The organism is Saccharopolyspora soli (genome assembly GCF_022678645.1).
Classification (GTDB): Bacteria; Actinomycetota; Actinomycetes; order Mycobacteriales; family Pseudonocardiaceae; genus Saccharopolyspora; species Saccharopolyspora soli.
The window spans coordinates 1-13,689 of sequence record NZ_JALBWV010000017.1; the positions used below are offsets into that span (position 1 = coordinate 1).

At 68.9% G+C, this 13,689-nt stretch carries 11 protein-coding genes; 8 read left to right on the top strand and 3 right to left on the bottom strand.

What is annotated here, in order from left to right; genetic code table 11:
* Positions 1 to 118 precede the first annotated feature (118 nt).
* Together MOQ72_RS14885 and MOQ72_RS14890 are read right to left on the bottom strand one after the other, a co-directional pair.
* Positions 119 to 817, bottom strand: a complete 699-nt coding sequence (locus MOQ72_RS14885) for a response regulator (RefSeq protein ID WP_242184097.1) — start codon at positions 815 to 817, stop codon at positions 119 to 121.
* A complete protein-coding gene (locus MOQ72_RS14890) occupies positions 814 to 2,409 on the bottom strand; it encodes a sensor histidine kinase (protein ID WP_242184098.1) in 1,596 nt (531 codons plus the stop codon). The genes MOQ72_RS14885 and MOQ72_RS14890 overlap by 4 nt, the downstream gene beginning before the upstream one ends.
* Positions 2,410 to 2,656: 247 nt before the next feature.
* On the opposite strand from MOQ72_RS14890, the gene MOQ72_RS14895 reads away from it, so the two are divergent.
* The 4 genes from MOQ72_RS14895 to MOQ72_RS14910 all read left to right on the top strand — a co-directional run bounded on the left by MOQ72_RS14895 (position 2,657) and on the right by MOQ72_RS14910 (position 7,773).
* Positions 2,657 to 3,625 (top strand): Bug family tripartite tricarboxylate transporter substrate binding protein, encoded by a 969-nt coding sequence (locus tag MOQ72_RS14895; RefSeq protein WP_372495388.1) that lies wholly within the window; start codon positions 2,657 to 2,659, stop codon positions 3,623 to 3,625.
* Complete coding sequence (locus tag MOQ72_RS14900) at positions 3,622 to 4,158, top strand: tripartite tricarboxylate transporter TctB family protein (protein WP_242184101.1); 537 nt, start codon at positions 3,622 to 3,624, stop codon at positions 4,156 to 4,158. Before MOQ72_RS14895 ends, MOQ72_RS14900 begins: the two co-directional genes overlap by 4 nt.
* A 3-nt stretch (positions 4,159 to 4,161) precedes the next feature.
* The gene (locus MOQ72_RS14905; protein WP_242184102.1) at positions 4,162 to 5,688 is read left to right on the top strand and encodes a tripartite tricarboxylate transporter permease; all 1,527 of its coding nucleotides are present in this window, start codon (positions 4,162 to 4,164) and stop codon (positions 5,686 to 5,688) included.
* A gap of 183 nt (positions 5,689 to 5,871) precedes the next feature.
* Entirely contained in the window at positions 5,872 to 7,773 is a 1,902-nt protein-coding gene (locus MOQ72_RS14910; RefSeq protein ID WP_242184103.1) for a primary-amine oxidase, read from the top strand.
* 8 nt (positions 7,774 to 7,781) lie between these two features.
* Here MOQ72_RS14910 and eat read toward each other — a convergent pair whose 3' ends face one another.
* Entirely contained in the window at positions 7,782 to 9,221 is a 1,440-nt protein-coding gene (eat, locus tag MOQ72_RS14915) for an ethanolamine permease (RefSeq protein ID WP_242184104.1), read from the bottom strand.
* 231 nt (positions 9,222 to 9,452) lie between these two features.
* Between eat and MOQ72_RS14920 the strand changes: the two genes are divergently transcribed.
* The 4 genes from MOQ72_RS14920 to MOQ72_RS14935 are packed head-to-tail and all read left to right on the top strand — an operon-like array spanning position 9,453 to position 13,685.
* Positions 9,453 to 10,808 carry a glutamine synthetase family protein gene (locus tag MOQ72_RS14920; protein ID WP_242184105.1) on the top strand — a complete coding sequence of 452 codons (1,356 nt, stop codon included), beginning with the start codon at positions 9,453 to 9,455 and terminating at the stop codon, positions 10,806 to 10,808.
* Positions 10,789 to 11,511, top strand: a complete 723-nt coding sequence (locus tag MOQ72_RS14925) for a gamma-glutamyl-gamma-aminobutyrate hydrolase family protein (RefSeq protein ID WP_242184106.1) — start codon at positions 10,789 to 10,791, stop codon at positions 11,509 to 11,511. The genes MOQ72_RS14920 and MOQ72_RS14925 overlap by 20 nt, the downstream gene beginning before the upstream one ends.
* A complete protein-coding gene (locus MOQ72_RS14930; RefSeq protein WP_242184107.1) occupies positions 11,508 to 12,878 on the top strand; it encodes an aldehyde dehydrogenase family protein in 1,371 nt (456 codons plus the stop codon). The genes MOQ72_RS14925 and MOQ72_RS14930 overlap by 4 nt, the downstream gene beginning before the upstream one ends.
* 39 nt (positions 12,879 to 12,917) lie before the next feature.
* Positions 12,918 to 13,685, top strand: coding sequence for a 3-oxoacyl-ACP reductase (locus MOQ72_RS14935; protein ID WP_242184109.1), 768 nt, complete (start codon positions 12,918 to 12,920; stop codon positions 13,683 to 13,685).
* Positions 13,686 to 13,689: the final 4 nt, after the last annotated feature.

Consider the following 13,689-nt stretch of genomic DNA (forward strand, 5'->3'; position numbering starts at 1 on the left):
CGCCCCCCCCCCCCCCCCCCCCCCCCCCCCCCCCCCCCCCCCCCCCCCCCCCCCCCCCCCCCCCCCCCCCGGCGGCCCCCCGGGGCCCCCCCCCCCCCCCCCCCCCCACGACCGGTGGTCAGGAGTTCCAGCGGTAGCGGCGTTCTGGGCGACCGGTGCCGCCGTAGCGGAGTCGGACCTCGGCGCGGCCCGAGGTCACGAAGTGCTCCAGGTACTTGCGGGCGCTGACGCGGGAAAGCTCGGTGGCGTCAGCGCATTCGGCGGCTGACAGGTCGCCGCCGCTAGCGGTCGTCTCGCGCAGGATGCGCTCGACGATCTCCGCTGTCTCGGCCGCCAGCCCCTTCGGCGGTGGTGCCGTGCCGCGCGTGCGGGTGCCGAAGAGCTGGTCGACGTCCTGCTGGGCGGTGGGGGAGTCGCCGGGCAGTTCGCTGAGCTTCCGGTGCAGCGAACGGAAGTTCTCCAGCTGGTCGCGCAGCGCCTCGTAGCTGAACGGTTTGATCAGGTAGTGCAGCGCACCGCCGCGGATCGCGCCGCGCACGGTGTCCAGGTCGCGGGCCGCGGTGATCACGATGACATCGGGCTCCGCCGACGGGCGGGAGGTGCCCGCGCGCAGCTGCCGCAGCACCGAAAGGCCGTCCATGTCGGGCAGGTAGATGTCCAGCAGCACGAGCTCCGGGCGCAGCTCGTCCACAGCGCGCACCGCGTCGGCCCCGGTGTGCGCCACCCCGACGACCTCGAACCCGTCGACCCGTGCGACGTATCCACTGTGGATCTTGGCGACCATGAAGTCGTCGTCCACCACCAGTACCTTGATCACAACTCCGGTACCTCCAACGGCAGCCGTGCGGTGAACACCGCGCCGTGCGCGTTGTGCACCTGCACCGAACCGCCGCGACGATGACAGATCTGCCTGGTCAGGGCCAGGCCAAGGCCGCGCTCGCCGACGCGTGCGGCCTTGGTGGTGAAGCCGTGCCGGAACACCTCCTCGACAATCTCCGGGGCCACGCCGGGCCCGGAATCCCGCACCACCGCGGTGACCTCGTCGGTGCGGCGCAGATCGATCTCTATCCAGCGCTCGGTGTGCCCCGGAGCGCCCTCCAGCGCGTCCAGCGCGTTGTCGACGAGATTGCCCAGCACGGTGACCAGATCGGCGGACAGCTGCTCGTCGATCTCGGCCAGGTAGCTGCCTTCGTGCAGGCGCAGGCCGACGCCGCGTTCCGCGGCGAGGCTGGCTTTGGCGATCAGCAGCGCGGCCGTGGCCGGGTCGTGGATGCGCGCGGTGACCTCGGCGTGCCACTGCTCCTGGATGTGGCTGATCCGGTCGACGTAGCGCTGCAGTTCGTCGTACTCGCCCAGTTCGAGCAGCCCGGAGATGATGTGCAGCCGGTTGCTGAACTCGTGGGCCTGGGCACGCAGCGTGTCGGTGGTGTCCCGGTGCACGGCCAGTTCTCGTTGCAGGTCAACGAGTTCGGTGCGGTCGCGCATGGTCACCACGGCCCCGACCGACGAGATCGGCATCCGGTTGACCACCACGACCCGCCCGCGCCGCAACACGATCTGGTCCACCCCGTCGGTGCGACCGGTGAGCACGTCGCGGGCGCGGTCGTTGAGGTCCAGCGAGTCGATGTCGCGGCCCACGCAGTCCGCTGGCAACGAAAGCAGGTGCCGTGCCTGGTCGTTGACCAGGGTGATCCGATTCTGCTCGTCGACGCCGAGCACGCCTTCCCGAACGCCGTGCAGCAGGGCCTCGCGGTGCTCGACGAGCCGGGTGATCTCCTGCGGCTCCAAGCCGAGCGTCTGCCGCTTCACCCGGCGCGCGAGCAGCACGGACCCGGCGACGCCGAGCACGGTGGCGAAGGCCAGCAGCGCGAGCGGGTTCTCCGGCGCCTGGCGCAACCCTTGCAGCAGGTCCGGGGTGTTGCGACCGGCCGCGACGACGCCGATGATGCGCGCGTCGTCGGAGATCACCGGCACGTGCGCGACGAGCGAATCGACGCCGTCCATGCGGACCTCGCCGACCCAGGCGTGCCCGCTGAGCACGGTGCTGTCGCCCAGCGGCAGCGGTTGCCCGCGTTGGCCGGGGTCGGGCGAGGTGAGCACGGTGCCGCGACCGTCGGCGATGATCACGTGGTCGGCGCCGGAGAGGCTGCGGGCGCTCTCGGCGAAGATCGGCAGCGAGTCGCGCCGGTAGGGATCGGCGAGGCTGGCGCGGACGCCTTCGGTGGCGGCGAGGTCTTCGGCCACCGACAGCATCTTGCGGCCCTCGGTGGCCCGGAACGCCGAGTCGGTCTGGGCGACCGAGAACACCGCGATCGAGGCGAGCAGCAGGACGATGATCAGCAGCTGCCAGCTCAGCAGCTGCCGGGACAGCGACCCCTGCACCCGCAACACCGCGTTCACCTCCGCCATTGGTGGACCGAACGTTAACCGTCTGGAGTCAACGATCGCACGCCACCCTGGCATCGCCCCTGGTCGGCGGGGTGCTGCGCAATTTCTCGCGAAATTGCGCAGCACCCGGGCAGCGGCGGTTACACAACGAACAAAAGTGTCGATAGCTGCTAAAGCGAGACATCCCGCCGCCGGTGTGTGCAGCATGATCCAGCTCACGTTCCGACCACAACGGAGAGGCGGGATTCCCGTGCGCCTACGCAGCGCGCTGGCTGTAGTCGCAGCCGTGCTGCTGGTACTCCTGGTGCCTCCACTGATCAGCACCGGCAGCAGCAGCGACACCGGAGCGCAGATCCGCGGCCTGCGGATGCTTGTGCCGAACTCGCCCGGTGGTGGCTACGACATCACCGCGCGCACCGCGGTGAAGGCGATGGAGGACGCCGGGCTGCAGAGCAACGTCGAGGTCTTCAACCTCCCCGGAGCGGGCGGCACGGTCGGTCTCGGCCGGGTGGTCAACGAGCGCGGCAACGGCAAGCTCGCGATGTCGATGGGCCTGGGCGTGGTCGGCAGCGTCTACACCAACCACTCGCCGGTGTCGCTGCAGGACACCACCCCGATCGCCAAGCTCGTCGAGGAACCCAACGTGGTCGTGGTCGCCAAGGACTCGCCTTACCACGACCTCGCGCAGCTGATCGCGGACTGGAAGGCCAAGCCCGGTGAGATACCGGTCGGCGGCGGGTCGTCGCCGGGCGGGCCGGACCACCTGGCGCCGATGCTGATGGCCAAGGCCATCGGCCTGAGCCCGAAGCAGGTCAACTACGTGCCCTTCGACGGCGGCGGCGAACTGCTCGCCTCGGTGCTCGGCGGCAAGGTCGCCTTCGGCGTCTCCGGCATCGGCGAGTACCGCGACCAGATCGAGGCCGGTGAGCTGCGGGTGCTGGCGGTGACCGGGCCGCAGCGCTCGCCCGGCGTGGACGCGCCGACGCTCACCGAGGCCGGGGTGGACGTGCAGTTCACCAACTGGCGCGGTGTGGTGGCACCGCCGGCGCTGTCGGACAAGGACCGCGAGAAGCTGGTCGCGCTGTTCGACCGGCTCAACGACAGTCCGGCGTGGCAGGACGCGTTGCAGCGCAACGGCTGGACCGAGGCGTTCCAGCCGGGTCCTGAGTTCGGCGAGTTCCTCCGCCAGGAGAACGACCGGGTGGCCTCGGTGCTGAAGGAGTTGGGGCTGGCATGACGACGACCGAAGTCACCCGAACCGAGCCGCGGTCCGCGCGGAAGCAATGGCTGCGGGAACGTTCCGAGCTGGGCATCTGCGTGCTGCTGGCGGCGCTGGGCGTGCTGGTGCTCGTCGACGCCGCGACGATCTCCACCGACTTCACCCAGCGCGGACCGGTCGGCCCCAAGACGGTGCCCTACATCGTCGGCGTGCTGCTGCTGGTCGTGGCGGTGCTGCTGGCCCGCGACGTGCTGCGCGGCGGCCGTGGCGAGGCCGAGAGCGGCGAGGACGTCGACCTCTCCGCGCCGAGCGACTGGCGCACGGTGCTGTTGCTGTCGGCGGCGTTCCTGGCCAACGCGGTGCTGATCAACATCATCGGCTTCCCGCTGTCCGGGATGATCCTGTTCTGGGGCTCCGCCTACGCGCTGGGCAGCCGCAACGCGGTGCGCGATCCGCTCGTAGCGGCGGCGCTGTCGGTGCTCACCTACGTCGTGTTCAACAACCTGCTCGGTGTCCCCCTCCCCGGCGGCCCGCTGATGGGGGTGCTCTGAGAGATGGATTCGCTGAACCTGCTGCTGGACGGTTTCGCCACCGCGCTGACCCCGATGAACCTGGTGTGGGCGGCGATCGGGGTGCTGCTGGGCACCGCGATCGGCGTGCTGCCAGGCATCGGCCCGGCGATGGCGGTGGCGCTGCTGCTGCCGGTGACCTACGCCCTGGAACCCACCGGCGCGTTCATCATGTTCGCGGGCATCTACTTCGGGGGGATGTTCGGCGGCTCGACCACGTCGATCCTGCTGAACACGCCGGGGGAGAGCGCGGCGGTGGTCGCCGCGATGGAAGGCAACCCGATGGCCCGCAAGGGCCGTGGCGCGCAGGCGCTGGCCGCGGCGGCGATCGGGCACTTCATCGGCGCGATCATCGGTATCACCCTGCTCACGCTGCTGGCGCCCACGGTCGCGTCGCTGGCGGTCAACATCGGTGCGCCGGACTACCTGGCGATCATGGTGCTGGCGTTCATCGCGGTCACCTCGGTGCTGGGCAAGTCCCGGGTGCGCGGTTTCGCCTCGCTGCTGATCGGGTTGACCGTCGGGCTGATCGGCCTGGACGAGATGACCGGCCAGCAGCGGCTGACCTTCGGGCTGCTGCACCTGGCCGACGGCGTGGACGTGGTGATCGTGGCGGTCGGGCTGTTCGCCATCGGCGAGTCGCTGTGGGTCGCCGCGCACCTGCGGCGAACCGGCGGCCAGGCGATCCCGGTGGGGCGGCCGTGGCTGGGCGCTGAGGACGTGCGCCGGTCTTGGAAGCCGTGGTTGCGCGGCCCGCTGATCGGCTTCCCGTTCGGCGCGATCCCGGCCGGTGGCGCGGAGATCCCGACGTTCCTGTCGTACGTGACCGAACGCAAGCTCTCCAAGCACCGCGACGAGTTCGGCAAGGGTGCGATCGAAGGCGTCGCCGGACCGGAGGCGACGGCGAGCGCGTCGGCGGCCGGGACGATGGTGTCGCTGCTGACGCTGGGCCTGCCCACCACGGCGGTGGCCGCGGTGATGCTGGCGGCGTTCCAGCAGTACGGCTTGCAGCCGGGTCCGCTGATGTTCGAGCGCGAGTCGGACCTGGTGTGGGCGCTGATCGCGAGCATGTTCATCGGCTCGTTGCTGCTGCTGGTGCTGAACCTGCCGCTGGCCCCGGTGTGGGCCAAACTGCTGCAGATCCCGCGCCCGTACCTGTACGCCGGGATCCTGTTCTTCGCCAGCGTCGGTGCGTACGCGGTCGGCGGTGAGCCGCTGGACCTGTTGCTGCTGTTCATCATCGGCCTGATCGGCTTCGCGATGCGCCGCTACGGCCTGCCGGTGCTCCCGGCGATCATCGCGGTGATCCTGGGCCCGGCCGCCGAACAGCAGTTGCGCCGCGCCTTGCAGATCAGCGACGGCCACGTCAGCGGACTGGTCAACACGCCGTTCGCGATCGCGGTCTACTGCGTGGTGGCTCTGATCCTGCTGTGGCCGCTGGTGTCCCGTGCGATTCCCAAGCGCAGGAGGCAGGTCGCGGAATCCCCGGAGCAGGAGCGGGTGGACGCCTGACCCCGCACGGAACCCGATCGAGGCCCGCTCCCGCTTCCGGGGGCGGGCCTCGATCGTGGCGGTACCTGTCATCGACGTGTCTTACTGGTCGGGTGGATTAGCGTCCGAAGAGCCCGTCCTCGGCTTTGCGCTGGGGCGGCTTCGAGAACGGGGTGTCGAGACACGCATCGAGAGGCAGGGGCGATGACGAACCATCCGCTGGATCCGTTGAACTCCGATGAGATCCTCCGCAACCGCGCGGTGCTGCAGCAGGCCGGGCTGCTGCACGAGTCCACCCGCTTTCCCCTGGTACAGCTGGACGAACCGGGCAAAGCGGCGGTGCTCGCGCATCGCGACGGCGAGGCGTTCGACCGCCGGGTGCGCTCGGTGCTCTGCGACACCAAGACCGGCGAGCTGACCACCACGCTGGTGTCGCTGCCCGACGGCCAACTGGTGGACAAGTCCGTGATCAACCCGGCCGAGCACGGGCAACCACCGGTGATGCTGGACGAGTACGAGCTCGTCGAACGCATCGTGCGGGCCGATGAGACGTGGCTGCGGGCCATCCGCGACCGGGGCATCGAGGACGTCACCAAGGTCCGGGTCTGCCCGCTGTCGGCGGGGTGGTTCGGCATCGCCGACGAGAGCGGTCGCCGGATGCTGCGCGCGCTGGCGTTCCTGCAGAACCACCCGGAAGAACTGCCGTGGGCGCACCCGGTGGACGGGCTGGTGGCCTACGTGGACGTCATCGAGCGGCGCGTGCTCAAGGTGGTCGACGACCGCCACCTGCCGATTCCGGCGGAAAGCGGCGATTACACCGACCAGGCGCTTTTCGGTCCGCAGCGGGAAACGCTCAAGCCGATTGAGATCACCCAGCCCCAGGGCCCGAGCTTCACCGTTGACGGCGGCCACGAGGTGCGGTGGGAGAACTGGCGCTTGCGGGTGGGCTTCGACCCGCGCGAAGGGCTGGTGCTGCACCAGCTGTCGTTCCGGGACGGCGAACGGGACCGACCGGTGATCTACCGCGCCTCGGTCGCCGAGATGTTGGTCAACTACGGCGATCCGTCGCCAGTGCGGTTCTGGCAGAACTACTTCGACTCCGGCGAGTACTCGCTGGGCAAGCTGGCCAACGAACTGGTGCTCGGTTGTGACTGCCTGGGCGAGATCCACTACTTCGACGAGGTGGTCGCGCAGGAGGACGGCACACCGCGCACCTTGCGCAATGCGGTGTGCATGCACGAGGAAGATTTCGGGGTGCTCTGGAAGCACACCGACGTGTTCACCGGCTCGGCCGAGACCCGGCGGCAGCGGCGGCTGGTGATCTCGTTCTTCGCCAGCATCGGCAACTACGACTACGGCTTCTACTGGTACCTGTACCTGGACGGCACCATCCAGTTGGAGGTCAAGGCCACCGGGATCGTGTTCACCTCGGCCTACCAGGAAGGCACCCGCTGGGCGAGCGAACTCGCCCCCGGCCTCGGTGCGCCATACCACCAGCACCTGTTCAGCGCGCGACTGGACATGATGGTGGACGGCACCAGCAACGCGGTGGACGAGGTGCAGGCGCAGCGGGTGCCGGTCGGCGAGGAGAACCCGCACGGCAACGCCTTCACCCGCAGCGCCACCAGGCTGGCGCGGGAGAGCGACGCTGCTCGGGAGGCCGATCCGGCCAGCGGTCGGACCTGGCACATCGTCAACACCGAGCGCACCAACCGGCTCGGCCAGCCGGTCGGCTACGCGCTGCACCCGCAGGGGTACCCGGTGCTGCTGTCGGATCCGGGTTCGTCGATCGCGAAGCGGGCGGCGTTCGCGACCAAGCACCTGTGGGTCACCCAGTACGCGGCGGACGAGCGGTACCCGGCGGGGGAGTTCGTCAACCAGAGCCACGGCGGTGCCGGGGTTCCGGCCTTCACGGCGCGGGATAGGAGCATCGACGGCGAGGACATCGTGTTGTGGCACACCTTCGGCCTGACGCACTTCCCGAGGGCGGAGGATTGGCCGGTGATGCCGGTGGACCACTGCGGCTTCACCCTAAAACCGGTCGGCTTCTTCAACCGAAACCCAACCCTCGACGTCCCACCCACCCACACCTGCGGCCCCGCCTGACCCTAGGGTCAGGCGAGTTCGGATTCGGCTGCTTGCAGGGCTGCGAATTCTTCTTCGGGGGCGTTGGCTATCAGGTGGTGGCGGCTGTAGAACCAGAAGTACGCCAGGGCCGCTAGGAAGATCAGGGCCATGATGGCGGCGGCGATCATGTCGACTATGAACGTCGCGATCACGGCCGCTACCGCCAGCACCAGCGCCACCGACGTTGTCGCGACACCGCCGGGCGCTCGGTAGGGGCGGTCGAGGTTCGGTTCTCGGAAGCGCAGGACTATGTGCGAGAGGTTCAGCAGCACGTAGGAGACCGTCGCTCCGAAGACCGCGATGTTGATCAGCAGAGCGCCGTCGCGGGTTGCCGCCGCCAGCACGAAGCCGATCGCGCCGGGCACGATCAGGGCCAGGTACGGGGTCTTCCGCTTGCCGGTCACCGACAGCCAGCGCGGCAGGTATCCGGCTCGGGACAGCGCGAACAGTTGGCGGGATGAGGCGTAGATGATGGAGAAGAAGCTCGCCACCAGTCCGGCCAGGCCCACGTAGTTGACGATCTCGGCGAGCACGCTGTTGCCGCCGACGGCGGCCCGCACCGCCGCAGGCAGCGGGTTGTCGGCATCGGCAATCGCCGACGAGCCCGCGCCGCCCGGCGCGACCAGCAGGATCGCCGCAGCGAACACCAGCAGCACGGCGACCGCCGCGATGATGCCGCGCGGCATGTCCTTGCGCGGGTTGCGCGCCTCCTCGGCCGCGAGCGGAACCCCTTCCACCGCGAGGAAGAACCAGATCCCGTACACCAGCGAGGCGAGCACCCCGGCGTAGCCGAACGGCAGGAACGTGCTGGCTCCGAGGGCTTCCGTCGGCGCGATGTCGAGCAGTTTCGGCGCCTCGAAGTGCGGGATCATGCCCACCACGAACGCGACCAGCGCGACCACCGCCACCGCGGTGATGCCGAACATCAGCCGCAGGGCCTCACCGACGCCGTAGAGGTGGATCCCGACGAAGATGATGAAGCACGCCAGGTATACCGGCCAGCTGTTGGTCAGCCCGAACAGCCCGAGCGATTCCACGTAACCGCCGATGAACACGGCGATGGCGGCGGGCGCGATGGCGTACTCGATGAGGATCGCCGTTCCCGTGGCGAACCCGCCGAGCGGCCCGAGGGCGCGGCGGGCGAAGCCGTACCCGGCGCCAGCCACCGGCAGCGCGGAGGCCATTTCGGCGAGACCGAAGACCATGCAGGTGTACATCGTCGCCATCAGCACGGTGGCCAGCAGCAGTCCGCCCCAACCACCCTCGGCCAGCCCGAAGTTCCACCCGGCGAAGTCGCCGGAGATCACGTAGGAGACGCCCAGTCCGGCGAGCAGCACCCAGCCCGCGGCGCCCTGCTGGAGCCGACGCTTGTCGAGGTAGTCGCTGCCGACTTGCTCGTAGTCCACCTGCCGCCGCTTCTCGGTCACGAGAGGGTCCTTCCATGCTCGCACCTGATTGGTATGACCGTGGCCCATTGATTAGTTGGGCAGCGTGCTGCGGGCACGGGTGGATGTCAATACCCGCGACGGATCCTGGATGTTGCTGCTAGGTAAACGCCATCCGGGTGTTGACATCGCGAAGTCGCGGCTGCTTCCATGAGCCAGCTCAAAGGTCTGATCGCATACCAATAATGATCGTCCTGCCGGAAGGAGCCCGTCGTGGCGCGCAACGAGTTGACCGTGGAACGGCTGCGCGATCTGGTCGCCTCCGGCGAGGTGGACACCGTCGTCGTCGCGTTGACCGACATGCAGGGCAGGTTGCAGGGCAAGCGCTGTTCGGCCCGCTACTTCCTGGACGAAGTCCTCGACCACGGCACCGAAGCCTGCAACTACTTGCTCGCGGTCGACGTCGATATGGCCACTGTGGACGGTTATGCGCTGACCTCGTGGGAGACCGGCTACGGCGATTTCGTGCTGCGCCCGGACCTCGGCACCCTACGCCGGATTCCCTGGCAGGAAGCGACGGCGCTGGTGCTCTGCGATGTGCTGTGGCACTCGGGCGAGCCGGTTGCCCCGTCGCCGCGACAGGTGCTCCAGCGGCAGCTCGACCGGCTCGCGGAGCTGGGGCTCGCCGCGCACGTCGGGACCGAGTTGGAGTTCCTGGTCTTCCGCGACACCTACGAGCAGGCGTGGGACAAGCGTTACCACGAGCTCACCCCGATCAACCAGTACAACGTGGACTACTCGATCGCCGGTACCGGTCGGATCGAGGGACTGCTGCGGCGGATCCGCAACGACATGACCGGTGCGGGGCTCTACGTCGAGTCGGCGAAAGGCGAGTGCAACTTCGGCCAGCACGAGATCGCCATCCGCTACGCGGACGCGCTGACCAGCTGCGACAACCACGCGCTCTACAAGAACGGCGCCAAGGAGATCGCCGCGCAGCAGGGCGTGAGCCTGACCTTCATGGCCAAGTACGACGCCAGGGAAGGCAATTCCTGCCACATCCACGTCAGCCTGCGCGACGCGGGCGGTTCGGCCATGCCCGGCGACGGCGAGCACGGGTTCTCGCCGGTCATGGCGCACTTCATCGCTGGCCAGCTGGCCTGCCTGCCGGAGTTGACCTACTTCCTGGCGCCGAACATCAACTCCTACAAGCGTTTCGCGCCGGGTAGTTTCGCGCCCACGGCGATCGCGTGGGGCCGGGACAACCGCACCTGCGCGCTGCGGGTCGTCGGACACGGCGAGAGCTTGCGGGTGGAGAACAGGGTGCCCGGCGGCGACGTCAACCCGTACCTGGCGGTGGCGGCGATACTCGCGGCCGGACTGCACGGGATTTCCGAGGAACTGCCGCTGGAGCCGATGCTGTCGGGCAACGCTTACGCCTCGGACAAGGACACGGTTCCCACCACGTTGCGGGATGCCGCGCTGTTGCTGGCGGAGAGCAAGGTCGCGGTCGAGGCGTTCGGCCAGGAGGTCGTCGACCACTACGTCAACGCGGCCCGCGTCGAGTTGGCCGCGTTCGACTCCGCGATCACCGACTGGGAGCGCATCCGTGGTTTCGAGCGTCTCTGACCGTCCGCTCATCGGCATCAGCACCTACGTCGAGACGGCCAGCTGGGGGGTCTGGAACCGCGAAGCGGCACTCCTGCCCACGACCTACGTCAACGCAGTGCACCGAAGTGGCGGGATTCCGGTTCTGCTACCGGTTCTTCCGGATTCGGCGGACCTGTCCTTGTCCAGTGTGGACGCGCTCGTGCTGGCAGGTGGCCCGGATGTGGACCCGGCCCGATACGGCAACCTGCCGCATGCGGAGCTCGGCCCAACGCAACCGCACCGGGACGACTGGGAGATCCGACTCCTGCACGCCGCGCTCGAACACGATGTGCCCGTCCTCGGCGTCTGCCGGGGAGCGCAGATCATGAACGTGGCACTCGGCGGGACGCTGCACCAGCACCTGCCGGACCTGGTCGAACATCGCCAACACCAGCCATCGCCAAGGGTTTTCGGTCGCAACCAGGTGAAACTTCAGCCGGGCAGCCGGATCGCGTCGGCGCTCGGCGAGCAGGTCGAGGTCCCGTGTTACCACCACCAGGCGTTGGACGACATCGCAGCGGCACTCGACGTGGTGGGCCGGGCAGAGGACGGAACAGTCGAAGCGGTGGAGGTCACCGGGCGTCGTTTCGCCATCGGGGTGCAATGGCATCCAGAAGAAGACACAGCGGACGATCAGCTGTTCGGAGCGCTTGCCGCAGCAGCGAAGGAGGTACGCGGGTGACCACCGCGCATGACGTCATCAACCCCGCGACCGAGCAGGTCGTGACGACCGTGCAGCTGTGCTCCGTCGAGGACACCGACGCGGCCATCGCGCTGGCGGTTCGCGCGCAGCGGTCGTGGAGCGCGCTCCCGCCTGCTGAGCGGGGGCGGTTGCTCCGGCGGTTCGCCGGAGCTGTTGACGCTGACATCGAGACACTTGCGCGGCTGGAGGTCAGCAACTCCGGACACACCATCGGCAACGCGCGCGGCGAGGCGGGCAACGTCCGGGATGTGCTGGAGTACTACGCCGCAGCACCGGATCGGTTGTTCGGCAAGCAGATTCCGGTGGCCGGTGGGGTGAACGTCACCTTCCAGGAGCCACTGGGCGTGGTCGGGGTGATCGTGCCCTGGAACTTCCCGATGCCCATCGCGGCCTGGGGCTTCGCCCCGGCCCTCGCGGCGGGCAACGCCGTCGTGCTCAAACCGGCTGAGCTGACGCCGCTCACCGCGATCCGGCTCGGCGAACTCGCGTTGGAAGCCGGGCTTCCGGACGGACTGCTGCAGGTCCTGCCGGGCCGGGGATCGGTTGTCGGGGAACGTTTCGTCACCCATCCCGACGTGCGCAAGGTGGTCTTCACCGGCTCCACCGCGGTCGGCCAGCGCATCATGGCCGGTTGCGCGAGCCAGGTGAAGCGCGTGACATTGGAACTGGGCGGCAAGAGCGCGAACATCGTCTTCGGTGACGCCGACCTGGAACGCGCAGCCGCGACGGCGCCGTACGGGGTTTTCGACAACGCCGGGCAGGACTGCTGTGCCCGTTCCCGGATCCTGGTGCAGCGCAGCGTTTACGACCGGTTCATGGAGCTGCTGGAACCGGCGGTGCGCGGCGTGGTCGTCGGCGACCCGAGCGAGGAGAAGACCGAGATGGGGCCGCTGATCTCGGCGCAGCACCAGGCCAAGGTCGCCGGATACGTGCCCGACGGCGCGCCGGTGGCGTTCCGCGGCGATGCGCCCTCGGGCACGGGATTCTGGTTCCCACCAACGGTTCTCACTACCGGACTGACCGATCCCGCGTTCACCGAGGAGATCTTCGGGCCGGTGGTGGCGGTGGTGCCCTTCGACGACGAGGCCGACGCGGTGCGCATCGCCAACGCCACCGAGTACGGCCTGTCCGGATCGATCTGGACCCGCGATGTCGCCCGCGCGCTCCGGGTGTCGCGGGCGGTCGAGGCCGGGAACCTGTCGGTCAACTCGCACTCGTCGGTGCGCTACAACACGCCGTTCGGTGGATTCAAGCAATCCGGGCTCGGCCGCGAGCTCGGACCGGACGCGGTCGACGCGTTCACCGAGACCAAGAACGTTTTCATCCCCACCACGGAGGACGCGTGAGTCCAGGTGCGGGTGTCCCGCGAGAAACAGGAGTGAGCAATGCCGGAACGTCTGCAGGACCGCGTCGCCGTCATCACCGGCGGTGCCAGCGGGATCGGCCTGGCCACCGCTCGCCGGTTCACCGCCGAGGGAGCCAAGGTAGTCATCGCCGACCTCGACGCGGACACCGGCAAGCGCGCCGCTGATGAGGTGGGCGGACTGTTCGTGCCGACCGACGTAACCGACGCCGACGCGGTCGCGCAACTGTTCGCCACCGTCGATGCTGAGTTCGGTTCGATCGACATCGCCTTCAACAACGCGGGCATCTCACCGCCGGATGATGACTCCATCCTGGACACCGGGATCGAAGCCTGGCGGAAGGTGCAGGAGGTCAACCTCACCTCGGTCTACCTGTGCTGCAAGCACGTCCTGCCGTACATGCGACGGCAGGGCAGGGGTTCGATCATCAACACCGCGTCGTTCGTGGCGGTGATGGGCGCGGCCACCTCGCAGATCTCCTACACCGCGAGCAAGGGCGGTGTGCTGGCGATGTCCCGCGAACTCGGCGTGCAGTTCGCGCGGGAAGGCATCCGGGTGAACGCGCTGTGTCCCGGCCCGGTGAACACCCCGTTGTTGCAGGAGCTGTTCGCCAAGGATCCGGAGCGCGCCGAGCGGCGGCTGGTGCACGTCCCGATGGGGCGTTTCGCCGAAGCGAGCGAGATCGCGGCGGCGGTCGCCTTCCTGGCCAGCGACGACGCATCGTTCATCACCGCGTCGCAGTTCCTGGTGGACGGCGGGATCTCGGGCGCGTACGTCACGCCGCTGTGATACT

What these genes read in the sequence shown, in the direction of transcription:
- MOQ72_RS14890 (WP_242184098.1), bottom strand. Translation starts at nt 2,409, where the DNA reads ATGGCGGAGGTGAACGCGGTGTTGCGGGTGCAGGGGTCGCTGTCCCGG.
- MOQ72_RS14900 (WP_242184101.1), top strand. Translation starts at nt 3,622, where the DNA reads ATGACGACGACCGAAGTCACCCGAACCGAGCCGCGGTCCGCGCGGAAG.
- MOQ72_RS14905 (WP_242184102.1), top strand. Translation starts at nt 4,162, where the DNA reads ATGGATTCGCTGAACCTGCTGCTGGACGGTTTCGCCACCGCGCTGACC.
- MOQ72_RS14910 (WP_242184103.1), top strand. Translation starts at nt 5,872, where the DNA reads ATGACGAACCATCCGCTGGATCCGTTGAACTCCGATGAGATCCTCCGC.
- MOQ72_RS14935 (WP_242184109.1), top strand. Translation starts at nt 12,918, where the DNA reads ATGCCGGAACGTCTGCAGGACCGCGTCGCCGTCATCACCGGCGGTGCC.